Below are 23,957 nucleotides of genomic sequence, written 5' to 3'. Positions count from 1 at the left end.
AGAGTAAGCCTTTATAAAGAGAGGGGAAATTATGACTTATTATATTCATGCAGATAAATTCTTCCTTGAAAATACAACAGAGGATGGCGGTTATCTTGAGGTTCAGGATAATGGTAAATTTGGCTTTTATTATTCAGAAAAAGAAAAGCCAACTGGAAAAATCATTGATTATCCTGGTAAGTGGATTGCACCGGGACTAGTTGATACGCACGTTCATGGTTCGTTAAATGAAGACGTGATGAAGAGTGATTGGAAGGGAATTAACCATCTATCCGAAGGCTTTTTACAATCAGGCGTGACGAGCTGGTTGCCAACCACTTATACGGCCGGTGCTGATACATTAACTAGAATTTGTAAGATGTTTGGTAAGCATAAGGGTGAAGAAACAGGTGCCAAAATTCAAGGGTTACACTTTGAAGGCCCATATTTTACAGCTGAACATGCTGGTGCTGAAAATCCCAAATATTTGTTGGATCCTGATTTGCAACAATTTAATGCATGGCGGGCTGAATCTAAGAATTTGCTTAATAAAATTTCACTGGCACCAGAACGTAAAGGAAGCCGTGAATTTATTCGGCAAGTTGTTCAAGAAGGTGTTGTTGTTTCATTAGGACATTCAAGTGCTGATTTTAGCCAAGCAGCTGCTGGAATCGAAGCAGGTGCGACGATGTTTACCCATACTTTTAACGGGATGCCAGACCCTTCGCACCACGCACCAACAATTTCGAATGCAGCTATGGCTCTGCACAATGTAACTGATGAGTTGATCTGTGATGGTCACCACGTTAAAAAAGAAATGGTTCGGGCATTAATTCAATTAAAGGGGCCAGGACATATTGCACTGATTACTGACTGTATGGAAGCTGGAATGATGCCTGATGGTGACTACATGTTGGGTGAATTACCGGTTTACGTTAAAGAAGGAATGGCTCGTTTAAAAACCAATCATAACTTAGCTGGTAGTATTTTGCAGCTTAAGACAGCAGTTAAGAATTTGGTCGACTGGAATATTGCAACGCCGCAGGAAGCAATTATGATGGCGTCTTATGTGCCGGCTAAAAGTGCAAAAATCCTAGCTAACTGTGGCTCAATTGCACCAGATAAGGCTGCTGATTTTATAGTTCTTAACCCAGATATGACTTTGAGTGAAACCTATTTAAATGGTGTATCACGTTATCAAGCTTAATTAATCCTCGGTAACTAGGGACCTTGCTACTTAAATGTTTTAAAGCAAGATACCAACTTATTTGGATCAGATTATTAATATTAAATAAAAAAGGTTCTCTTGCGAGAACCTTTTTTATTGCTAATTGTTAATAAACAGCACCATTATAGAAGTTAAATTGTGGCTTATTAAAATCAAAATCTTTTAATTCACTAATCTTAATCGCACTATCGCAAACGCCCCAACTCATTAAGTTAATGGCTTTGCCATAGTCCTCATCGGGAATAACTAACAGAATATATTTACCCTGACTTAAAGCGTAACCGAGTTCCATTCCTAAGCCAACGTCTTCTTCTTCGGGTAGGTAAACACCAATCATGATGTCACTGGACTTGATGCCGATTAAATCACCATGGTAGGTAGCAGTTGCCCATTCACGATCATGTAAATATTCAGGGTGTTCTTCAACATTAATTCCTTTATATTGGTGGTCTAATGGAATGTAACTATTTTCTAGGTCAATGGTTGGATTTGCAGTCAAAGCTTTCATAGCAGCTTGATAAGCATTGTTTTGCTTTTCGTTAAACCAGCCGGCACCAAAGTAAACGGTTTTTGTCTTTGTCATAAACGGTCTCCTTAACTAATTATTTTAGGTAAATATTACGCAACTTACTGATTTCGGAATCAGTTAATTTCATAATATCACGTAAATAGTTGTTAACGCTACCGTAATTTTTGTTAATTGTTTCTAAAACGTGTTCAATGTATTCAACATGAACTGTTTGGAAGTCCTTTAAGACGTTGACAGTTGCATCATCAGCCCCTTCGGCCTTGGCCTTAATTAAGAAACCTTTAACAAAATCAGCAGTTGCAACATTAGTTAAAAGGTAGTCTTGCTTAATTGTTTCAAGTGGCACACCTAAAGCTGTCAAGATTAATAAGGCACCGACTCCAGTTCTGTCCTTACCAGCAGTACAATGGAAAATTAAACTCTGACCATCTTGATCATTAGCTAGCAAAAGATCGAAAAAGTGCTGGTAAGCTTTTTGAGCTGGCTTACTTGTAATCATGTCGTCATAGGCAATCAACATATGCTCAAAACCGGCATTTTTGTTTTTAGGTCCTTCTGCGATAATCTGTTCAATACTTTTAGAAGAATTGGTTAAGTCCTCACTGAAAACAGGGTCAAAATCATATTTTGCACCTGCAGGAATATGATCAGGTTGGTGTTCAGCTTCTTCTTTACTCCGAAAGTCTACAATGTATTTAACACCATAGTCTTGTAAGAATTTAAGGTCTGCGTCATCTAAAGTACCCAAGTTAGCAGTCCGTAGTAATTTGTGCATCTTAACGGTCTTACCGTCGCTGGTCTTATAACCACCTAATTCCCGAAAGTTACGGCCGCTGTTAATTCCGATTAATTGATTAATTAATTTTTCCGTCATAATTGCTTATCTTCCACCTTTATCGTTGACATCTAGTATCTATTTTAGCAATAAACTAATGGATAAACAATTATAAAAAAAGTAACTGCTACCAAAATTATGTTAAAATAAAAGGTAATCAAGCAGTATATTTCTAGAGGGTGAGAACATGAGTACGAGTAAAGACAACATTTTAGTTCCAGTTGATGGTTCCGAGTCAGCTGAGAGATCTTTTGATAAAGCAGTCAAAATTGCAATGACGGAAAATGCTCATATTGATATTTTGAACGTGATTGATACTAGACAATTCCTAGGGGAAATGCAGGATACCTTGATTTCAGGTGATACGATTTATCAAATGACGCAAGATACAAGTAAGTATATGAAAGACTTGAAACAATGGGCACACGATAACTTTGACTTTGATGATATTGATTATCACATTCGTTATGGTAGTCCTAAGGCTGTAATTTCCTATGACTTTATCAAAGATCACCATAATAATTTAATTATTATGGGTGCAACTGGGTTAAATGCTGTAGAAAGAATGTTAATGGGATCAGTTACTGAGTATGTTGATCAACATGCATTGGCTGATGTTTTAATTGTTAGAACTGATGTTGACAATAATCCAATTCGGCAGAAATAAAATTAAAGCTTAACTAATTATTGGTTAAGCTTTTATTTTTGTGATAATTTTGATATTATTACCGTGAATTAGTTCTGAAGTGGAAGAAGGGAATACATGATGCAGACCAATTTGAAAAAAATGCGAATTGATTATTGGACTGTTCAAGGGTTGTTTCTTTTTGATAAGAGCTTTATTCATTTAAATAGTATTTTAGTTACTGACTTAACGTAAGTCATATTTATGATTTGCGTTAAGTCTTTTTTGTTTACGGTATTTAGGAGATAATCATGAAAAAAATCCAAAAAATATTACTTGGTGCAGTAACTATCTTAGGTGCAGTTGCATTGACAGCATGTTCTAATCAAAAAACAGCTAAAAATAATTCCACTACGCCTAAGTCACTTAACGTCCAATTTGTTCCTAGCGATGCGTCCGGCCGCTTAGATGGTGGTGGTAAACCATTAGAGAAGATGCTTTCAAAGCGGTTAGGAATTCCGGTGCATGTTACTACTTCAACTGATAATAATGCCGAGATTGAAGCAATGAAGTCGAAGAAAATAGATGTTGGTTTCTTAGCTGCTGATGCCTACGTTCAGGCGCATAAGCAACATGCTGCTGATGTTTTATTGCAATCAGAACGTTACGGTATTAAGCAACCCGGTGGTACTTGGACTAAAAAGCTAGTTCATACTCTGCGTGCTGAAATTGTTGTTAAGAAAAACTCCAAGATTAAGAGTTGGAAGGATTTAAAAGGTAAATCAATTTCCATTCAAAGTCCGACGTCAACTACGGGCTATATTTTCCCCGTTGCTGAACTTAAGGAAAAAGGCTTAGATGTTACTAGAAAATGTAAGTTAGTAACAGTTAATGGTCATGATACGGCAGTTTTAAACGTGCTGAGCGGTGACACTGATGCCGCATTTGTCTTTGAAGATGCGCGTAACAAAGTTTTGCATGATGAGCCAAATATTAAGCAAAAGGTTGTGCCAATTTACTTTACAACGCCGATTCCTAATGACACAATTTCGGTTTCACCAAGTATGCCAAAGGCTTTTCGCAAGAAGTTAGCTAATGCCTTCATTGATATTAGTAAGACCAAGGATGGGCAAAAGCTGATTCAAAAGATGTATGATCAATACGGTTATCGTAAAGCTACAGACAGTGACTACAATATCGTTCGTAAATACGAAAAAATTGCGCAATCGTTGAAAAAATAATTTTTTTGCAAAATTGTAACTAAAAAGATAACGGTAATTGTATCTTTATATAGTAAATGATATAAAGTTAGCGATTTTTAATTGTGTTTTCATAAAATCATTAGTAAGATTTCCTTGTCGTAGCGGCTTTTTCTATGCTATGCTTCTTATATAACGAATATTAATGTATTAGCGGGAAGGTCGAGGGCAGTGAATAGAAGAATCATTCTAATGAATTTTTTCATCTGTTTGCTTAATTCTGCGTGCAGGATGGTAATCGTTTACTTTTATTTAGGAATATTAACAAGGGCATGATGTGTTAGGCCACATTGTGCTCTTTTGTATTCCGTTAGTTTTTAAATATTGGAGGGCAAGATGAAAAAAATAAGACGAGTATTGTTAGGGCTTGCTGTAATGATGTTGGCAGTAGTGACAGCAGCCTGTTCAAATAAAAGCACAGGTGCAAATAGCAAGGATTACACGCCGAAGTCACTAACTGTTGAGTTTGTACCAAGTATTGCAGCGAATAAGTTGGAAGGTCGGGCCAAACCGCTAGAAAAAATGCTGTCAGATAAGTTAGGCATTCCCGTTCATGTTATGGTTTCAACCAGTGATAATGCTTTAATGGAAGCAATGAAATCGCGCAAAGTTGATGTTGGCTTTTTACCGCCAGATGGTTATGTTGTTGCTCATAGACAGGGAGCAGCCGATGTTTTACTGCAATCGGAGCGGTATGACATTAAGCAACCTGGTGGTCGGTGGACTAAGAAGCTGACCAAGTCATTTAGGGCAGAAATTGTGGTCCGTAAAAATTCTAAAATTAAAAGTTGGAAAGATTTGAAAGGTAAATCAATTTCTATTCAGTCACCAACCTCGACATCTGGCTATATTTATCAAATTGCCGAGTTAAAGAAAAAGGGCTTAAATGTGCCAAAAAGTTGTAAGTTGGTAACTGTTACGGGCCATGATCAAGCTGTACTGAATGTCTTAAATGGCGATACTGATGCTGCATTTGTCTTTGAAGATGCACGTAACAAGGTTCTGAAAGATTATCCGAAGATTATGAGTCAAGTAGTGCCAATTTACTTTACTAAGGCACGGATTCCTAATGATACAGTCTCAGTGGTACCAAATATGTCCCCAAAATTTCAGAAGAAGTTGGCTAACGCATTTATTGCTATTTCTAAATCAAAGAAGGGTCATCAGCTAATTGAAAAAGTTTATGCACATGAAGGTTATGTGCCAGCTAAGGACAGCGACTTTGATACAGTGCGGAAGTACGAAAAAATTGTCAAAAATATTCAAAATTAGGCAGTAACAGACAACTATTTTAATTGTACCGGACCAATTGACTTTTTTTGGCCAAAAGAATGCTTTTCAGGATAATTCCCTTTTCTAACTGTCAAATTTCTGTTATTATTTGATAGAATAAGTTCATTACAGCTGAAAGGAGAGTGAAAAGTCATGCAAGAATGTGAAGGGCGCGTAGCGTTCATTGGTATTTTTGCAATTGAGACTTTTTGCTTTCGTAGAAATGGTCGTATTGTTCGTTATTTAATTAGAAATATTGCTAAAAGACTTAATATAATTCACGTTGGTGTTTTTACATTAAGTCTTTTTTGATGTCTAGGAGGGCATAATGAATAAATTTAAAAAAGTTCTGGCAGGTTTTGCTGTCTTTTTAGTAGCTATGATGGCAACAGCTTGCTCAAGTAAGAGTAAGAGCGGACAAGACGCCGCACCTAAATCTTTAAACGTTCAATTTGTTCCTAGCCAAGCTGCAACTAAATTGCAAGCACGGGCTAAACCACTTGAGAAGATGCTTTCCGACAGGTTAGGTATTCCGGTTCATGTATCAATGTCAACTGACTATAACACGGTGGTTGAGGCGATGAAGTCTAAGAAAGTTAATGTTGGCTTTTTGCCACCTGATGGCTATGTTTTAGCTCATAAGCAAGGTGCAGCCGATGTATTATTACAAGCTGAAAGATATGGCGTTAAGCAGCCAGATGGTCGGCAAACTAAGAACTTGGTTAATTTTTACCGGTCTGAAATTTTAGTTAAAAAGAATTCTAAGATTAAGAGTTGGAAAGACTTGAAAGGTAAGTCAATTTCCATTCAAAGTCCAACTTCATCAGCAGGATATGTATTCCCAATTGCTGAATTAAAGGAAAAAGGCTTAGATGTCCCTAAGAGTTGTAAGTTAGTAACTGTAACTGGTCAAGACCAAGCAGTTCTTAACGTCTTAAATGGTGACACTGATGCTGCCTTTGTCTTTGAAGATGCACGAACAATCGTTCAAAAAGACAACCCGAAGATTATGAGTCAAGTAGTGCCAATTTACTTCACAAAGGCTATTCCTAACGACACAATTTCAGTTGTTCCAAGTATGTCAAAGGCATTCCGTAAGAAGCTAGCTCATGCCTTCATTTCTATTGGTAAATCGAAAAAGGGTAAGAAAATTATTGAAAGTATCTACACTCACGAAGGTTATGTTCCTGCCAAAGACAGTGATTTTAACGTTGTCCGTAAATACGATAAAATTATTGAATCAACCAAAAAATAAGTAGGTAAAGGGAGTATATAATGGCAGATTCTTCAGTTAAGCCAGTTATTGAATTAAAAAACGTTAAAAAAGTTTATGGCAAAGACGTTGTGGGTCTAAAAGATGTTAATTTAACAATTAATAAGGGCGAATTTGTCGTTATTGTTGGTCTATCCGGTGCAGGTAAGTCGACTCTTCTGCGGTCAATTAATCGTTTAATTGATATTACAGCGGGTGATATTTTAATTAATGGTGAGTCAATTACCAAAGCTAAAGGTAAAAAATTGCGGATTTTGCGGCGCAATATTGGGATGATTTTCCAGAGTTTTAACCTTGTTAAACGCTCTAGTGTATTGCGTAATGTTTTAACCGGACGTGTGGGCTATTATTCGACGTGGAAGAGTACATTTAATTTATTTACTAAGGAAGATAAGCAACGGGCTTATGAGGCACTGCAACAGGTTGATTTAGCTGATAAAGTTTATTCACGCGCTGATGAATTATCAGGTGGTCAACAACAACGGGTAGCGATTGCTCGGGTATTAACTCAAAACCCAGATATTATTTTGGCAGATGAGCCAACAGCATCGCTTGATCCCCAGACTTCACGGCGGGTAATGCAAGATTTGAAGATGTTAAATGAAAAGCATGGTATGACAGTTGTCATTAACTTGCATAGTGTCGAACTGGCACAAGAATTTGGTAAGCGAGTGATTGGTGTACGCGCTGGTGAAATTATTTATGATGGTAAGATGAGTGATACACCTGAGTCGACCTTTGCCAAGATTTACAATGGTGGTGAGCAAGATGACTAATGCGGATAAAGATGCATTGCTGACGCTACCCAAAAAGAAATTTAAATTTTGGAATTTGATTTGGATAATTGTTTTTATTGCGGGATTATTTATTTCAACCAATGTAACAAATACAAATTTAGGTGCATTATTTGCGAATTTTAATCAGTTTACTGATATTTTTGTGCAGATGCTGCATCCAGATTGGACATACTTAGGAGCGGTTATTCCGCTGCTTCTCGAGACAATTAAGATGGCAGTTTTGGGTACCGTAATTGGTTCAGTTCTCGCTTTTATTTATTCGTTGTTCATTGCCCGTAATATTGTTAAAAATAAGGCAGTTACTGGAATTTTGCGGATAATTATGAATATTATCAGAACAGTACCAGATCTGCTCTTAGGTGCAATTTTTGTTGCCATTGTGGGTATTGGCCCAATTGCCGGTATTTTGGCATTAGCTATTTGCACTTTTGGGATTGTAGTTAAGCTCTTCTATGAAGCGATTGAAACAATTGATCCGGGTCCAATTGAAGCACTGACAGCCGTTGGTGCCAATAAACTGCAGATCATTGTTTTTGCTGTTTTACCACAAGTCATTACTTACTTTATTTCTTATTGTTTGTATGCCTTTGAAATTAACGTCCGGGCTTCGACCGTATTAGGATATATCGGTGCCGGTGGTATCGGTCTTTACCTGCAGCAGACCCTGCAAGTATTTGATTATGCTAAAACGGGAACGATTATCCTCGTTATTATTGTGGTCGTAGTCTTAATCGACTATGTTTCGTCTAAATCACGGGAGGCGTTGATGAAATAATGGATACTAATATGAAAAAATTACCTCCTCGCCAAGTTGATGTCCCGAAACGGATATTGCACTGGGGTTTAGCACTGATTACAATTGTTCTTATCGTTTGGTCATGCACGGGAATGAATTTTGGCGGGATTAAAGCAACTGCCGGACAGATTGCCGGTGCAATTTTTAGCGGTATTTTCCATCCTGATTGGTCATATGTTTATAATGGCACCGGTGAAGATTTAGTATCACAATTATGGCAAACTGTATGTATTGCCTTCTTAGGTACATTCATCTCGGCAATTATTTCACTACCATTTGCCTTTTGGGCAGCTCATACTAAGCACAAGAAGTGGTACGTTTCACGGACTGGTAAGATTGTTTTAGCAATTATTCGGTCTTTCCCTGAAATTGTCTTGGCTTTGATGTTTATTAAGGCAGTTGGTCCGGGTTCAGCAGCCGGTGTTTTGGCATTAGGGTTTCACTCAGTTGGGATGTTAGCAAAATTGTTCTCGGAAGCAATTGAAAATTTGGATGATGGTCCTAATGAAGCAGTAACAGCAGTTGGTGGTTCAAAGATCAATATTACGATGTTTGCGACTCTGCCTAATTTGATGCCAGCTTTAATTTCTAATACCTTGTATCGGTTTGATGTTTCAATTCGGTCGGCTTCAATCTTAGGTTTGGTTGGTGCTGGTGGTATCGGCTATCCGTTAATTATTGCTTTGCAATATCGGCAATGGGACCGTGTTGGGATTATCTTACTAGGAATTATTATCATGGTAATTGTGATTGATTGGATTTCTGGAATGATTCGGAAGAAGCTAGTTTAAGTAAAAAAATAGGGAAGATTGCGTTAGTGCAGTCTTCCTTATTTTTTAGCCGTGATATTTAAAAGGGCAGCTTTCTAAGTGATCATTAATTAGACCAATTGCCTGTAAGTAAGAATAAATAACTACTGGTCCAACAAAGGAAAAGCCGTCTTTTTTCATTTGCTTAGCTAATGTTTTGGCAATGTCGTTGGTGGTTGGAATGTTAGCCATGATTTCTGGATGATGAATAATTGGTGTTTTAATGAAGGCTTGCAAATAACGTTTAAAACTACCATATTTTGCTTCAATTATTAAGATGGCCTTGGCATTCTTTATGGCTGCGGTAATTTTCATTTTATTGCGGATAATGGAACTATCACGCATTAAAGTTTCAAGATCGGTTGCAGTCATTTGAGCAACTTCTTCAGGAATAAAGTTTTTAAAGGCGCGACGAAAATTTTCGCGTTTATGCAGAACGACCGACCAATTAAGACCTGATTGAAATAATTCCAAAGTTAACATTTCATATAAGTATTGTTCATCGATATTTAACTTACCCCATTCATGGTCGTGATATTCTTGCATTAATTGGTCTTGACTAGTGCTCCAAGGGCAGCGCATTAAATCTGTCATTTGTTTAACCTTCCTTGATAATTATTTTACTTGCCTAATATTAAGTACGCAAAAAATAATGATATTTTTATAATATTTAGAAAGAGAGTTAGAAAATGCCATTTCTATCAGACGCTTATTCAGGATGTTTTATTAGTTTAGTACTTCCAAGAATAGTTTTATTTAAAAATCTAAAAATCTTATCAAGATAAAGTGTTTTTGATGATTAGGTTTAACAAGCTAATTATTAGAGGGACTGTTATGTTTTCAAAATTCAATTTAATTTTAACTTGTCATTTTAGGTTAAAAAGTAACAAAATAACTTCCTTAACCGTTACTTTTGGTATAATATGAGTTGAACTTTAGGAGGATACCCATGAATAAGTTAGAGACAATGAACTTGGCCGATAACTTGGCCTCAAACCAAGAAAAAATTTTAAATAAGGAAGAAGACTTCGACGCAGAAGCTGTTTATCAGGCAATTGATAGTCTTCATGTACTAAATAAGCCAGTTAAAGATTACTTTGACATGACGCAAGAGCAGTATTATGAAACCGAAAGTGATCATAAGCTGACTTTGATTAAATTGTCGGAGAACTTAACGGACTTACATGATCGGATTTTAACTAATCATGTTGATGGTTTTGTTGATAAAGACGAAATCAATCTGACTTATAATCATGAAAATCCGTATGAAGATGATTTTTATAATAGCGGTGTTGATTTTCACGTTATTGTGTATAGTCTGAAAGTAATTAGTGCAGTTCAAGCGATTGCATTTAAAGACTTGCAGGAAGTGTTGTCAAAGGATGCTGTATTGTCAATTGGCTTAGCAGCACATGCTTTGACAGAGAACGCATAATTTTTGAGGCTGAACCGCATAGTTGGTTTGGCCTTTTTTTGAGCTTGAGGCAAAAAATGAATGTTTTTAAGCATGCAAAAGGATTAGTTGATCGGGTAATTGGTGTTAAAAAACGGTTTACTTTTAAAAATGAAAGTAACAGTTTTGATCCAATGCAAGAATATATGACGGTTGGTGAATATCGAGTTGATAGTAATCAGGGGACACCTGATGGGCAACCATATAATCTGACAGTATATAAAGATGAAAATGGGGTTCTGCACCAAGCACTTAGCCTAGAAAGTACAGAAAAATTAGCGCCAGAATATGTTCGAGAATTTAATTCTGATTTAGGTCGCTATCGTGCGTTTGTTAACCGCAAAAGTGGGCGGCGTTATGTTGTTGAACAATATTTGGATCACTTTGTTAAGCGGGTACGTGATCATGTCCGTAAAGGTAAAAATTCGGTTAATGTTAGTGTAATTACCGATACGCACTACAAAGATCGCAATAGTGCAGATTTTTATGGTTGGAATGGGTTAACACATGTCAATGAATTTTCTTATCTTGACGGCTCAGGACTACTTGACTTAAAAGTTCATTTGGGTGATTGGATTGATGGCTCTGATGCTGGCTTTTTGAGTGAAAGTGAATTAACTAAATTGCGTAATTCATTTAAGTCAAAGCAGGTGCCAACGATTATGATTAAAGGTAATCATGATGAAAATGACAAATTTGATGAGCATCATGATTTAAAGGCCTCATTTCCTGAAAATGAATTTGAGAGGATTATGTGGCCTAGCATGTATGCTCAGCCAAGGATGCATTATGTTTCACGTCAGCATGGGGTTTGTTATTATGATGTGGAGGATTTGCGTTTTATTGCAGTTAATACTTCAGATGTGCCTTATGTGTTAGACGCTCAAGGTCAAAAAAAGTATGATACTAAAATCACGTTAGCAATTAGAGAAGATCAGATTGAAGAAATTATTGAAATTTTAGAGCAATCAGCGAATAAGAAAATTATTTTAATGAGTCATGCCAATCCGATTAATCGTAAAGGGTCAAATGCTCTCAAGTATAATGGACGCTCATTGCACGAGTTATTGGTAGCTTTTAACCAATGTGAAAAGGGTCAAATGCATTCAAGTCGCGGTATTCCACCAGAATTCAGACTAGCAAATGATTTTGATTTTACTAAGGTTAAGAATGCGCGAATAATTGCTTATTTCTGTGGTCACCGGCACCGAGAAGACCAGTATCGAATTAATGGCATTCAATATATTTTGTTTAATTGCTCGGCTTTGATGGGACCTAATCATGTGCTGACAACTAAATACAATAAAAATTGGAACCGGAAGATTGATCACCATACAGAATTTGCTGGCTACATCGTTAATGTTGACTTACATTATCATATTATTCAGGTTTTTGGCTATGGTGCAGCTGCCAAAAGAAGAATCTTTTATATTTAGTTAAATTAGGCCGAGGGATTTGGTAATTGCCCGGCTTTTAGCATATAATGGAACAGTTAAAATAAAGAATTTAATAGACTAATAAACTAATTAAGGGAAGATAAATTATGTGCGGAATTGTCGCATTTTATGATCCAGAAGTAAATGATAAACAAAAAGCCATCGGGAAAATGATGGCGACGATTAAACACAGAGGTCCGGATTCTGACGGTGTTTATACTAATGATAAAGTTGCTCTAGGTTTTAGAAGATTGTCGATTATTGACTTACGTTGCGGCAGTCAGCCAATTTATAATGAGGACAATACACGAGCAATTATTTTTAACGGTGAAATTTATAATTTTCAACCATTGCGCGAAGAATTGCTAGCAGCTGGTCATACTTTTTCAACTAAAACAGATACGGAAGTATTGCTGCACGGGTTTGAAGAATGGGGCATGGATGGTCTTTTAAAACGAGTTCGTGGTATGTTCGCCTTTATTATTTGGGATGACAATACCCAGACAATGTATGGTGCACGCGATTTCTTTGGTATCAAACCCCTTTATTACAGTAATGAGAATGGTCACTTGTTGATGGGATCAGAATTGAAGAGCTTTTTTGCTTTTCCGGGTTTTAAACGTCGGCTAAATACGGAAGCAGTTAAACCTTATTTGATGAACCAATATAATGATTTAAATGAGACTTTCTTTAAGGGTGTTTATCGTTTTCCAGCTGGTCATTGGTTTGAATATAAAGCTGGCGAAATGAAGACTCATCAATATTGGGATGCTGAATACCAGGCTAACAATTTGAGTTTTGAAGAAACTGTCAATCGAATTGACGAAGATTTGAAGGAAACAGTCGATCTTTATCGGATCGCTGATGTACCTGTTGGTGCCTTCTTATCAGAAGGGGTTGATTCGAGTTACATAACTAGTATTTTAAATCCTGATGATGTCTTTTCAATTTCTTTTGATGATGCTACTTATGATGAAGCTTCTAAGGCTAAAGCTCTAGCTGATATTAAGGGCTGGAAATTCTTTTCCGATAAAGTAAAAGCTGATGAAGCGATGCACGACTTTGCGGAAATGCAGTACCATATGGATGAGCCGGATGCTAACCCGTCAATTATTCCACTGTGGTATTTGTGTAAAATGGCGCGTAAACATGTCACAGTTGTCTTATCAGGTGAGGGTGCTGATGAATTATTTGCTGGTTATGTCAATTACGGGATGCACACGCATAACAGTGTAATTAAAGTGTTCACATCAGGATTGACTAAATTACCGAAGAAGACCAAAGTAAAGCTGGCACATACCATTAAGAAGCTGCCACATTTTCCTGGCAAAGTGCATTTGTATACTAATTTGGCTGAGCCAAGTGAATTTTATGTGGGTCAATCTGTAATTTATGATATGGATTATCCGACGATTTTTACATCTCAAGATGCTAATAGTATTTTAAAGCCGTCTTACCGTAATAAGTTAACAGTGAATAGTATCTATCAATCAGATTTCAAGAAAGTTAAAGATCTTGATAATGTGCGGCAGATGCAGTACATTGATTTGCATCACTTTATGCTTAACGACATTGAACAAAAAGCTGATAAAATTTCGATGGCACACTCACTAGAATTACGTGTACCGTATCTTGACCGTAAAATTGCGGAACGGGCTAACTCCATTCCAACTGAGTATTTGGTTAATAAGCACGATACTAAGTATGCTTTGCGTAAGGCTGCAGAAAAAGTTTTACCAGATGAGTGGGCCAAACGACCAAAATTAGGTTTTCCAACGCCAATTAAGGAATGGCTGCAGGAACCACGCTTTGATAAGCAAGTTCGGGAAATGTTCAGCGAAGACTTTGTCAGTGATATTTTTGAGCAGGACAAAATCTTAAAATTGCTTGATGAAAACTACAAGGGTGATGGTTCACACCGTCGCCAAATTTGGACAATTTACACATTCCTTGTTTGGTATAAATTATTCTTTGTTGATTATGAAGGAACAGTTGCCAAGTACCAGCACGTGCAGCCAGAAGTAGCTAGCTTAATTGAACAAGGAAAGTTAGTTTAATAGGAGCAGTTTAAAATGAAACCAGATTTTACGCCAATTTTACTTGGTAGTGATATTAATGTTTACGGCATGGCACGATCGTTTAATGAGGCGTACGGAATTAAGGTTAAGGCATTAGCTGATAGCCAACTGGCCGCAACGCGTTATTCCAAAATAGTCGAAGTTGAGCTGCACCACGGCTTTAGTGAAGACCCAACTTTTATGACGGTAATGCGTGAGAAAATGCAGGTGTATCGCGATCATCAAGAGCCAGTAATTTTGATTGCTTGTGGTGATGGCTACGCTGAATTATTGTCTAAGCACAAGGATGAATTACAAGAAGTCTTTGTGGTACCGTATATTGACTATGATTTGTTGGAAAAACTGATCTCTAAGGAAGGCTTCTATCAAATTGCAGAAGAATATGGCTTACCATATCCTAAGACTAAGATTATTACCATGGCAGATTTTAAGGCTGCTGATTATCTTAACTTCCCGTTTAATTATCCTGTTGAATTAAAACCAGAAGATCCTGTTTCATGGCTTGATGTTCATTTTGAAGGTCGTAAAAAGGCCTTTACTATTCATGATGAGGCGGAATTAAAGGATATTGTTGGTAAAATTTATAATAATGGTTACAAGGCTGACCTGATTTTACAAGACTTTATCCCCGGGGATGACTCTAATATGCGGGTTTTGAATGCCTATGTTGACAAAGATCACCATATTAAAATGATGTGTATGGGTCACCCGTTATTGGAAGATCCGACGCCGCAATCAATTGGTAATTATATGGCGATTTTGCCGGAATATAATGAAAAATTATATGAGCAAGTTGAAGCTTTCTTAGAGAAATTAAATTATACAGGAATGGCTAACTTTGACATTAAGTACGATGAGCGTGATGGCCAGTATAAGTTCTTTGAAATTAACCTGCGTCAAGGACGGTCAAGTTTTTATGTTACTCTAAATGGCTACAATTTAGCTAAGTGGTACGTTGACGATTACGTATATGATAATCTGAAAGAAAAAGCAACCGTTTATGGTAACAAATTAAAGTCCAAGCATATTCTGTGGTTGGGTGTTCCCGTTAAGATTTTTAAGCAGTATGCTTATAATAATGAAGCCAAGCAAACTGCCGAAGAACTAATTCACGAGGGTCGCTATGGCACCACGGTCTTTTATGATAAGGATCGCAGTTTTAAGCGCTGGTTATTAATGAAGTATATGTTTCATAATTATTATGACCGCTACAAGAAGTTTTACCAAGTAAACAAGGGTCAATTCTTTGGTAAGAAGTCGGAAGAATAATATCATAATAATCTTTAAAAAGAACACCTCTAGCCCAAGGGGTGTTCTTTTTTAATACTTCTTGCTAAACTGGTAGTTAGGATATTAATAGAAAGGGCTGAATAGATGAAACTTACACATGGATCAAAGAATGAAACGGAAGTTAAATTACGCTGGCTGCTTTTAGGTGAATTGGCCACGTGGATTGGGTCAAGCTTTGTGTGGCCGTTAACTTCGGTGTATTTAAATAAACAACTACATATTAGCCTTTCGATGATTGGGGTAGTTCTGTTTTGCAACTGTGCAAGTAATGTGTTGGGCTCCTTAGTGGCAGGGCGTTTTTATGATCGCTATAATCCTTATCCTTTAATTGTGGCAGGATTGGGACTTGATGCCTTGGTTTTGTTCTTGATGGCCTTTTTTCATGGTTGGCCAGCCTATTGGTTGTGGCTAACACTAACTGGATTAATCAGTGGCTGGAATGGTACGATAATTAACTCAATTGCAACGAGTTTAAGGAAATATCCCGGTCGTTATGTCTTTAATCTGATTTATTTTGCCCAAAATGTAGGAACGGTTACGGGAACACTGTTAGTTGGTTACTTGTATGACTTTTCAATTGAGTTTCTCTTTATTCTTGCGGCAAGTTTGTTTGCAATTGCTGCAATCAACGCGGCAATTAATTATCGACCAATTATCAACTTTCACCAAAGAAGGCAGGCAGAAACAGTTGCAACTGGTGAAAGACCTAAAATGCAGCCAATGCCAAAGTATAATCTGTTGTTAACGATTGGTTTTTTAGTGTCATTGGCAGTAACGTGGTTAATGTATATGAATTGGGAATCTAACTTGTCCGTTTATATGGTTTCATTAGGGATACCATTTCATATGTATAGTTTACTCTGGACTTTGAATGGTGCTGTCATCGTAATTATTCAGGTTATTTTAGCGCGCTATCCGCATGTATTTAAAAATTTATTTCACCAGATAATTTTTGGGACATTGATGTTTGCTATTTCGTTTGTGACCCTAATTTTTGCACGGGATTTTGTTCATTTTGCCTTGTCGATGTTAATTTTAACTTTTGGTGAGGCGACTGCTTTTCCAGCTGTCCCCGCATATATTAATGAATTATCGCCATTGTCCAGTAAAGGCAAATATCAAGGTGAAATCAGTGTTGCTCGTGGAATTGGTCAGGCTTTTGGCCCATTATTTGGTGGGATGATGATTGATCGTGCGGGTTACATTCCGTTTTTCATTGTGGCTGCTGCAGGGATTTTCTTAATGATTATTTTACTGATTCCGCTTCATGCAAAGTTGAGTAAAAAGATTACAACTTATAAATAATATGAATGATTTTGTAAAAAATTTTTAACAGTTGAAATCTAATTAAAATGCTATTATTAATTTAGCTTAATTTTAATTAAATATTGGGAGGATTTCCTGAATGAAAAAACAAGTTATGGTTCGTGGTGGCAGTGGCAATGTCATCGAGCCTAAAGTCGGTACACGGCCGCAAGATAATATCTACTTGTCTGTTAATTCTGAATGGCTTGAGAAGACAGAAATACCGTCTGACCGTTCACGAATGGCATCATTTGATGGAATTGATGTTAATGTTGAGAAGCATTTAATGCAGGATTTTGCAGATTTTGCTTCAGGACAAAAGGCAATTCCTGATGTGCCTAACATGGATAAGGCGGTTGCTTTGTACCAATTGGCTAAGAACTTTACTAAACGTAACGAAGATGGTGCAGCTCCAATTCAATCTGATCTGAAGCTACTTGAAGGTATTAGAGACTTTTCTGATTATAATTTGAACGCACCAGATTTGGCTACTTTTGCTTCAATTCCGTTTAGTTTTAGTGTTGAGCCAGATATGAAAAATACTAAGATTAATGTTTTGTCTTTTGCCGGTCCAGGGACGTATTTGCCAGATACGACAACTTATGAAACTGCAGATGCACCAAAATTATTGGGAATTTTGCAACAGCAATCAGCGCAATTACTTAAAATGGCTGGTGTTGAAGCTGCGGCTGCAGATAAGTATGCTGCAGATGCGATTAAGTTCGATGCTAAGTTGGCTAAAGTTGTTAAATCGACTGAAGAATGGGCCGATTATCCAGCTTGCTATAATCCGATGAAGATTACTGACTTTGAAGCTAAATTTACTGACTTTAAGATTAAGTATTACCTAAAGGAAGTTATTGGCGAAGAACCAGATCGAATTATTGTTGAAGAACCACGGTATCTTGATCATATTAATGAGATTATTAATTCAGCTAATTTTGCTGAAATCAAGGGTTGGATGCTGGTTAACTTTATCAATGATGCTGCATCAGATTTGTCACAAGAATTTCGTGAAGCAGCATTTCCATTTAGTAAAGCTTTGTCTGGTCAGCCTAAATTGCCAAGTGGTGAAAAACAGGCTTATCACATTGCTAATAATGCATTTAGTGAAGTTGTTGGTGTTTACTATGGACAGACTTACTTTGGTGAAGATGCCAAAAAAGACGTCGAGGATATGATTAACCGCATGCTCGATGTTTATAAAGAACGATTGCAGATGAATAGCTGGTTATCAGAAGCCACTAAGAAGAAGGCAATTGTTAAGTTAGAGGCTTTGGAACTTAAAATTGGTTATCCAGATAAGATTGAAGAAATTTATAACAGATTTAAAGTCATCCCAGCTAGTCAGGGTGGCAGTCTTTATGCCAATGATCGTGCCTTTGCTATTGAGGAGCAAAAGTATAATATTGAACAATTGCATAAGAAAGTTGACCGGACGATTTGGGCAATGCCAGGTAATCTGGTTAATGCTTGCTACGATCCGCAAAGAAATGATTTAACTTTCCCAGCGGCAATTTTACAGTCACCATTCTATGATTTGAAGCAAGACAGAGCAAGTAATTTTGGCGGTATTGGTTCAGTTATTGCTCATGAAGTATCACATGCCTTCGATAATAATGGTGCTCAATTTGATGAATTTGGTAACATGACTAATTGGTGGACTAAAGAAGATTACGCTGAGTTCAAGAAACGAACACAAGCTGAGATTGACTTGTTTGATGGAATTGAATATGGTCCCGTTAAACTAAATGGTAAGCAAATCGTCTCAGAAAACATTGCCGATCAAGGTGGATTGACGGCCGCAGTTGAAGCTGCAAAGAATGAAAATGATGATTTAAAGAAATTATTTGAAAACTTTGCACGTATTTGGGCTAATAAACAATTGACAGAATCAATTAAAACCCAGACAGCTGTGGATGTGCACGCACCGGGTCCGGAGAGAGCCAATGTTCAAATCCAGTGCCAAGATGATTTTTATAAAGTTTTTGATGTAAAGTCGTCTGATGGTATGTGGCTTGATCCAGCTCAGCGCGTACACATTTGGTAATATTATTATATTTTTAGTTATTTTAGTTTTTAATTATATGAATTACAAAAAAAGCGCTGTTCCAAAAGGAACAGCGCTTTTTGTATAGCGTTAAATATTTTGAAATTCTTCGTTTTTGAGATGGGAATAATCGCGTGTGGCAACTCGCTTGATATGCAGGTTACGTTCAGGTTTACCTAAAATTAACGGTACCCGTTCAACAACTGTATCGGTATATTCCAAACCAAACCAAGTTGCTGGATTAGATGATAGGTTCTGTAACCAAACTCGAGCTTGAACAATCCATTTTTCAAAGCCCTTAAGCTTAGTCAGGGGACTAACGACGTCGTTAACGATAACAAAGGAGAAATCACCAACTTCACGTCCGGGCATTGTTGTATAGTCTTGCGGTTGAGCCTCAATTGTGCCATCTTTAATTAAATCATGAACGATTTGCCGTAAATAGACGTTAACACTAGTCTGCTTCTTAAAGCCTAAAAATAGTTGAACGTTAATAACATTCTTGGTGCCATAGGTGTTGACTGCATATTTGGCTGTAAATGGTTCGTTAGTGATATTGACAGAAACAAACCAGTAGGCATGAGCTCGTTTGGGCCGTTTATCCAAGATTGAATATAAAATTTCCCGTTTAATAAATTTATTGTATTTAACTTTGGCCATGTAAACTAAGTTAGTGGCGTAGACTGGAAAATCATCATCATGACTGAGGTCTGTCAGCATGTCGGTATATTCATCTAAACGGACATAGGTGTTAGCTCCTTCGTGCTTGTCCCGTACCTTGTTACCGAAATACCAGATAAACATGATTACACCGATAAAGCCGGCAATCAAGACTGTTACGTAACCACCATGCATGAACTTGGTCAAACTAGAAATTAAGAACATGCTTTCAATGAAGCCAAATACTAACAAGAACCCTAACCGGAGAAGTAAGGGACTATGTTTAGTTCCCAGATATTCAAACAACAATAATGTTGTCATTAACATCGTAACTGTGATTGATAGACCATAAGCGGCTTCCATATGTTCAGAAGTTTGGAAGAAAATTACAATCGTAATTGTGGCAACACAGATCATTTTATTCACTGATGGAATGTAAATCTGACCATGTTCAGTTGTCGGATAATCGATGTTCATTCGCGGCAAAAACTTTAACCCGCTGGCTTCAGAAACCAAGGTGAATGAACCGGTAATCAACGCTTGTGAGGCGATAATGGCAGCAATTGTTGCCAGAACAATTGCAAAGAGTCGTAAATTAGCTGGGACAGCTTCAAAGAATGGATTTAATTCTGTTCCGTGTGTTTGGTAATTTGGATTTTGTAAAATCCAGACACCTTGTCCTAGATAATTTAATGCCAGACAAATAAAGACATACGGCCAAGAACCGCGAATATTGCCTTGACCAACATGGCCAACATCTGAATAAAGAGCTTCGGCACCAGTAGTTGCCAGAAAGATTGAACCAAGGATAAAAATGCCAACTTTATTAGCTGGACTAAATAAAATTTTAATTGCCCAAAATGGATTCAAAGCTTCTAAAATCGACCAATCGTGTGTCATATTAAGAATGCCGATTGCACCCAAAAAGGTAAACCAGACAAACATAATGGGGCCGAAGGCTTTACCAATACTGCTAGTGCCAAGCATTTGAATCGAAAATAGCAATAGTAGAATAATGATGGTAATAATGATTACTATGTTTTGGTTAGGAACAGGAATACTGGAACCAAACTTCATGTTCTTCAAACCTTCAATTGAGGTTGTAACTGTCACTGCCGGTGTTAAAGTCCCATCGGCTAATAGTGCTGCACCACCAACTAGGGCAGGAATAACGAGCCATTTGGCGCGCTTGCGGACTAGCGCGTATAACGCAAAAATTCCACCTTCACCACGGTTAGTGGCATTAAGTGCAATCATAACGTACTTGACAGTAGTCAATAAAGTTACTGTCCAAAAAATTAATGAAATTGAACCTAAAATTAATTCGCGATTGACGCTGGCTAAACCACCATTTCCAGTTAAGATGGATTTCATTACGTAAAGAGGACTAGTTCCGATGTCACCGTAAACAATCCCAATTGTAATTAGCAATCCAGCAGCGGAAATACGCTTTTTCTTTTGATCCATAGTTATTATGTACTCCCATAGACTAAATAGTATTGTTTTTAAGTAAAAAAGAATGTCAAGTTGGCATTCTCTTTAAGTTTCTATTTTGTTCTTTTTTTAACTATAGTACAAGTAAATTATGATAAAGAATTGTCGATGTGATTACGCCGATCTTCATACCAATTTTCCCAATCCTTGTATGTCGTCATTTTGCTTGCTTCAATCTTATCTTGCTTAGTAATTTCATCAATTAAACTTTGAAAATTCTTAGCGTGATATTGCAAGGCATGTCTAATCAATTCTTTACGTGAAAAACTAATGTTGTCTAGGATGTAATGGTTGATATCAACCATGTTGGCATCATTATCGTACAAGTCCATAATTTCTAGATCACGTTGATTGAATTGAGAAATGTAAAAATCGGTGAATACCTGCAAGTAGTCAGGCTGCTCAGCAAATTCTTCTTGTGGCATTGTTGACCAATTGGCTTCAGGTATGACAACTTTAAGTTCATCATTTTCTTGTTCAGTATCTTTAGTGTTATTTTCTTCTTCAGTCAATGCGGACACTCCTTTAATAAAAATAGGACACGTGAAAGTCAATAGTCATTTTACCGAGTTTAGCTGGTAAAAGCAACTATTGCAGTAATTATTTAAGACCATCTTTACCCAAATACTGGTTGTTGTGTTGACCATATAATTTATTGTGGCTTTAGGTAATTTTGAATGTCTTTTTTTGTGATGTCGGTTGGATTGTTACGGCCAGACTTGCGATATAGATCAATTAAGTCTTGCGGACTCCATGAACTACTATCAAAACCTAAGCTGCTAACCTTTTTGCGTAATTCAGCAATTTGCTCGGCAGTAACAGTTTTACCATGAACTGTGTGGTCGCCCATCACGCCTTCGCCAACCTTGCCTGCATTGTGAGTATTTTCGTCCTTAGCTTTTTGGGCGGCGCTAGCTTTAGTGGCTTGAGCTGCAGTTGCAGCATCAGTTGTTTTTGCTAATTTTTGACAAGTTTTAATGCCTTTTTTGGCTTTAGTCTTGTATTTGGTGTAATACGTGCCGTTAATGTAAGGCAGGTCAAGAATTCTTTGGTATTGTGCAATAGCATCAGGGTATCTGCCGTTGTTTTTGACTTTTTGTGCCTGAGCAAAAAGCGGTTTAAGTTCATGATCATAGTTATCTTTAACATTGGCAATGGTGGTTTTTAGTTTGCGGCCTTGTTTAGCTAAGACAGAATAACCATTTTTTTCAGTAATGACAGATGTTGCTACGTTTAAAGCAGTAGAATATTTGCCGTCTTTAGTAGCACTGATTGCGGCTTGCATATTATCAGCTTGCTTTTTGTCAGCCTCAGCTTGCGCTGTCTTTTTAATTTCTAAAGCCTGATTAAAGTCGTGACTGGCACGAACGTAGTCTTTGTCAATTGCAGCATCTTGACCGTTATTCATTGCTTCAGTGTAGGCAGCATTAGCTTGATTATTACTGGACTTTTGCGTGGTATAGATGACACCGCCACCAAGAGCGACGAGTGCGATAGCCACAATTGTCCAAATTGTTGCTTTTTTCATAATAGGATTTTGTCCTCCTTATTAGTAGTTACTCTAATTATAATGGCTTAACCCTTATTTGACCACTTTTGGATGCGTTAATTAAAAAATGCCTCCCTAAATAATAGCTAGTTGGTAATTATTCAGTGTGTAAATTTTTTTGATAAAAATGTTACATTTTTCAGTTTCAATTCGTTAGTAATAGTGTAAGACATCTAGCGCGCAGGTCGATTACACAATAACGAAATTTGATTCACAACGGAAGGTAACATTATGAACTTAGAATTAGTAGATCAATCAATTGAATATGTCTTTTTGAATGAAAAATATGGCGCCACAGGTAGCAAGTCTCGCATCTTTCGCGGCGTTAAAAAGGACGCAACTACTGCAGGATTAGTTAACTTTGGTAAGGCACTTGCTGCTCTGCAGGGGGATGACTTGGACGATGCCACTTTAGTACAAAAGCAGCTCTTGCCAATGACTGATACGCAAAACTAATAACGACTTGATATTTATGATAATGGAGAAGAAATAATGGCTAAAACAACAAAAACATTACAATTAGTATTTTTAAATAGTGCAAACAAGCGCAGCAGCTTGTCACTGCCTGATGCAAAGGACAACTTAGATGCAGCTAGTGTTAAGTCGGCAATGGCGATGATTGCGGCATCTGATGTCTTCGTCAAGGAGGGAGTTGAGCTATATAAAGTTCCTCAATCTGCTTCATATATTGAACGGACAGTTACTAATTTGCTTGATGATTCTGAGAATACTGCAGCTAAGCCAACGCAACCTGCTAATCCTGCTCAAGTTGGGTAGATTAATTCGGGTAATTAAGCAGCTGTTTAAACGCAAATAATGGTAAGGGTATGCATTAATGGGATGCATACCCTTTTTTAATAACTTAACTGACATAATTCAAATAATCTTGTTATTATTTTGTAAAATAAGCTGGCAAAGATGACAATAAATTAAATTTTTTAATTAAAAAGATCCACTACTTTCTTGATATGTAAGGCTTTATCACATTTTTATAATTTTTACTTTTAAAAAGTTAGTGAAAGCGTTTATTACAAAAGTATGTAAAATAGCTTAACACCTTGCATTTTAGTCAAAAGGTTAGTACAATATGAAGCGTGGTAAGTAATAGCTATGCTTCAGGTTCGCAAACCTGTACGCATGCGCGTTCTTCAGTTGGAGCTGCTACCTCATAAGAGTTATAAACTTATGATTCCGACTCGAAGAGGGTTGTAACAATGTAGGCTCAATGCGACTGAACCTA

At 37.1% G+C, this 23,957-nt stretch carries 23 protein-coding genes; 17 read left to right on the top strand and 6 right to left on the bottom strand.

What is annotated here, in order from left to right:
* The first annotated feature begins 31 nt into the window (after window positions 1–31).
* A complete protein-coding gene (nagA, locus tag OZY43_RS07545) occupies window positions 32–1,186 on the top strand; it encodes an N-acetylglucosamine-6-phosphate deacetylase (protein WP_277164608.1) in 1,155 nt (384 codons plus the stop codon).
* Window positions 1,187–1,313: 127 nt separating this feature from the next.
* On the opposite strand, the gene OZY43_RS07540 is transcribed toward nagA, so the two are convergent.
* Window positions 1,314–1,790 (bottom strand): nucleoside 2-deoxyribosyltransferase, encoded by a 477-nt coding sequence (locus OZY43_RS07540; RefSeq protein WP_277164606.1) that lies wholly within the window; start codon window positions 1,788–1,790, stop codon window positions 1,314–1,316.
* 19 nt (window positions 1,791–1,809) lie between these two features.
* Window positions 1,810–2,610 carry a tyrosine-protein phosphatase gene (locus tag OZY43_RS07535; RefSeq protein WP_277164604.1) on the bottom strand — a complete coding sequence of 267 codons (801 nt, stop codon included), beginning with the start codon at window positions 2,608–2,610 and terminating at the stop codon, window positions 1,810–1,812.
* A gap of 148 nt (window positions 2,611–2,758) precedes the next feature.
* Between OZY43_RS07535 and OZY43_RS07530 the strand changes: the two genes are divergently transcribed.
* The 8 genes from OZY43_RS07530 to phnE (OZY43_RS07495) all read left to right on the top strand — a co-directional run bounded on the left by OZY43_RS07530 (window position 2,759) and on the right by phnE (OZY43_RS07495) (window position 9,384).
* The gene (locus OZY43_RS07530) at window positions 2,759–3,238 is read left to right on the top strand and encodes a universal stress protein (protein WP_277164602.1); all 480 of its coding nucleotides are present in this window, start codon (window positions 2,759–2,761) and stop codon (window positions 3,236–3,238) included.
* A 269-nt stretch (window positions 3,239–3,507) separates the two neighbouring features.
* Window positions 3,508–4,437: a phosphate/phosphite/phosphonate ABC transporter substrate-binding protein gene (locus OZY43_RS07525; RefSeq protein ID WP_277164600.1), complete on the top strand. Its 930-nt coding sequence runs from the start codon at window positions 3,508–3,510 to the stop codon at window positions 4,435–4,437.
* 354 nt (window positions 4,438–4,791) lie between these two features.
* Entirely contained in the window at window positions 4,792–5,727 is a 936-nt protein-coding gene (locus tag OZY43_RS07520) for a phosphate/phosphite/phosphonate ABC transporter substrate-binding protein (protein ID WP_277164598.1), read from the top strand.
* Between the two features lie 153 nt (window positions 5,728–5,880).
* Complete coding sequence (locus OZY43_RS07515; RefSeq protein ID WP_277164596.1) at window positions 5,881–6,039, top strand: hypothetical protein; 159 nt, start codon at window positions 5,881–5,883, stop codon at window positions 6,037–6,039.
* A gap of 16 nt (window positions 6,040–6,055) precedes the next feature.
* The gene (locus tag OZY43_RS07510; RefSeq protein ID WP_277164594.1) at window positions 6,056–6,982 is read left to right on the top strand and encodes a phosphate/phosphite/phosphonate ABC transporter substrate-binding protein; all 927 of its coding nucleotides are present in this window, start codon (window positions 6,056–6,058) and stop codon (window positions 6,980–6,982) included.
* A 20-nt stretch (window positions 6,983–7,002) separates the two neighbouring features.
* The gene (gene phnC, locus OZY43_RS07505) at window positions 7,003–7,776 is read left to right on the top strand and encodes a phosphonate ABC transporter ATP-binding protein (RefSeq protein WP_277164592.1); all 774 of its coding nucleotides are present in this window, start codon (window positions 7,003–7,005) and stop codon (window positions 7,774–7,776) included.
* Window positions 7,769–8,572, top strand: a complete 804-nt coding sequence (gene phnE, locus OZY43_RS07500) for a phosphonate ABC transporter, permease protein PhnE (protein ID WP_277164590.1) — start codon at window positions 7,769–7,771, stop codon at window positions 8,570–8,572. Before phnC ends, phnE (OZY43_RS07500) begins: the two co-directional genes overlap by 8 nt.
* Window positions 8,572–9,384, top strand: a complete 813-nt coding sequence (gene phnE, locus OZY43_RS07495) for a phosphonate ABC transporter, permease protein PhnE (RefSeq protein WP_277164588.1) — start codon at window positions 8,572–8,574, stop codon at window positions 9,382–9,384. The genes phnE (OZY43_RS07500) and phnE (OZY43_RS07495) overlap by 1 nt, the downstream gene beginning before the upstream one ends.
* A 45-nt stretch (window positions 9,385–9,429) precedes the next feature.
* Here the strand turns inward: phnE (OZY43_RS07495) and OZY43_RS07490 are convergent, their stop codons facing one another.
* The gene (locus OZY43_RS07490; RefSeq protein ID WP_277164586.1) at window positions 9,430–9,996 is read right to left on the bottom strand and encodes a DNA-3-methyladenine glycosylase I; all 567 of its coding nucleotides are present in this window, start codon (window positions 9,994–9,996) and stop codon (window positions 9,430–9,432) included.
* Window positions 9,997–10,351: 355 nt separating this feature from the next.
* Between OZY43_RS07490 and OZY43_RS07485 the strand changes: the two genes are divergently transcribed.
* The 6 genes from OZY43_RS07485 (at window position 10,352) to OZY43_RS07460 (ending at window position 19,014) form a co-directional block, all read left to right on the top strand.
* Window positions 10,352–10,837 (top strand): hypothetical protein, encoded by a 486-nt coding sequence (locus OZY43_RS07485; protein WP_277164584.1) that lies wholly within the window; start codon window positions 10,352–10,354, stop codon window positions 10,835–10,837.
* A 56-nt stretch (window positions 10,838–10,893) separates the two neighbouring features.
* Window positions 10,894–12,291, top strand: coding sequence for a metallophosphoesterase (locus tag OZY43_RS07480; RefSeq protein ID WP_277164582.1), 1,398 nt, complete (start codon window positions 10,894–10,896; stop codon window positions 12,289–12,291).
* Between the two features lie 107 nt (window positions 12,292–12,398).
* Window positions 12,399–14,348 (top strand): asparagine synthase (glutamine-hydrolyzing), encoded by a 1,950-nt coding sequence (gene asnB, locus OZY43_RS07475; RefSeq protein ID WP_277164580.1) that lies wholly within the window; start codon window positions 12,399–12,401, stop codon window positions 14,346–14,348.
* 15 nt (window positions 14,349–14,363) lie between these two features.
* Window positions 14,364–15,638 (top strand): carboxylate--amine ligase, encoded by a 1,275-nt coding sequence (locus OZY43_RS07470; protein WP_277164578.1) that lies wholly within the window; start codon window positions 14,364–14,366, stop codon window positions 15,636–15,638.
* A 105-nt stretch (window positions 15,639–15,743) separates the two neighbouring features.
* On the top strand, window positions 15,744–16,964 hold the full coding sequence (locus OZY43_RS07465; protein WP_277164576.1) for an MFS transporter: 1,221 nt from the start codon (window positions 15,744–15,746) through the stop codon (window positions 16,962–16,964).
* 100 nt (window positions 16,965–17,064) lie between these two features.
* The gene (locus OZY43_RS07460) at window positions 17,065–19,014 is read left to right on the top strand and encodes a M13 family metallopeptidase (RefSeq protein ID WP_277164574.1); all 1,950 of its coding nucleotides are present in this window, start codon (window positions 17,065–17,067) and stop codon (window positions 19,012–19,014) included.
* Window positions 19,015–19,104: 90 nt separating this feature from the next.
* On the opposite strand, the gene OZY43_RS07455 is transcribed toward OZY43_RS07460, so the two are convergent.
* The 3 genes from OZY43_RS07455 to OZY43_RS07445 form a co-directional block, all read right to left on the bottom strand.
* Window positions 19,105–21,141 carry a KUP/HAK/KT family potassium transporter gene (locus tag OZY43_RS07455; RefSeq protein WP_277164572.1) on the bottom strand — a complete coding sequence of 679 codons (2,037 nt, stop codon included), beginning with the start codon at window positions 21,139–21,141 and terminating at the stop codon, window positions 19,105–19,107.
* 116 nt (window positions 21,142–21,257) lie between these two features.
* Entirely contained in the window at window positions 21,258–21,680 is a 423-nt protein-coding gene (locus OZY43_RS07450; protein WP_277164570.1) for a hypothetical protein, read from the bottom strand.
* A gap of 140 nt (window positions 21,681–21,820) precedes the next feature.
* Complete coding sequence (locus tag OZY43_RS07445; protein ID WP_277164568.1) at window positions 21,821–22,696, bottom strand: hypothetical protein; 876 nt, start codon at window positions 22,694–22,696, stop codon at window positions 21,821–21,823.
* 252 nt (window positions 22,697–22,948) lie between these two features.
* Between OZY43_RS07445 and OZY43_RS07440 the strand changes: the two genes are divergently transcribed.
* Window positions 22,949–23,173, top strand: a complete 225-nt coding sequence (locus OZY43_RS07440; RefSeq protein WP_277164566.1) for a DUF1659 domain-containing protein — start codon at window positions 22,949–22,951, stop codon at window positions 23,171–23,173.
* Window positions 23,174–23,209: 36 nt separating this feature from the next.
* Window positions 23,210–23,494 carry a DUF2922 domain-containing protein gene (locus OZY43_RS07435; protein ID WP_277164564.1) on the top strand — a complete coding sequence of 95 codons (285 nt, stop codon included), beginning with the start codon at window positions 23,210–23,212 and terminating at the stop codon, window positions 23,492–23,494.
* Window positions 23,495–23,957 lie beyond the last annotated feature (463 nt).

This window comes from Lactobacillus sp. ESL0785 (genome assembly GCF_029395455.1).
Taxonomy (GTDB): Bacteria; Bacillota; Bacilli; order Lactobacillales; family Lactobacillaceae; genus Lactobacillus.
The sequence above is the reverse complement of the archived record's forward strand: the minus strand, read 5'-3'. Positions and strand labels throughout refer to the sequence as shown.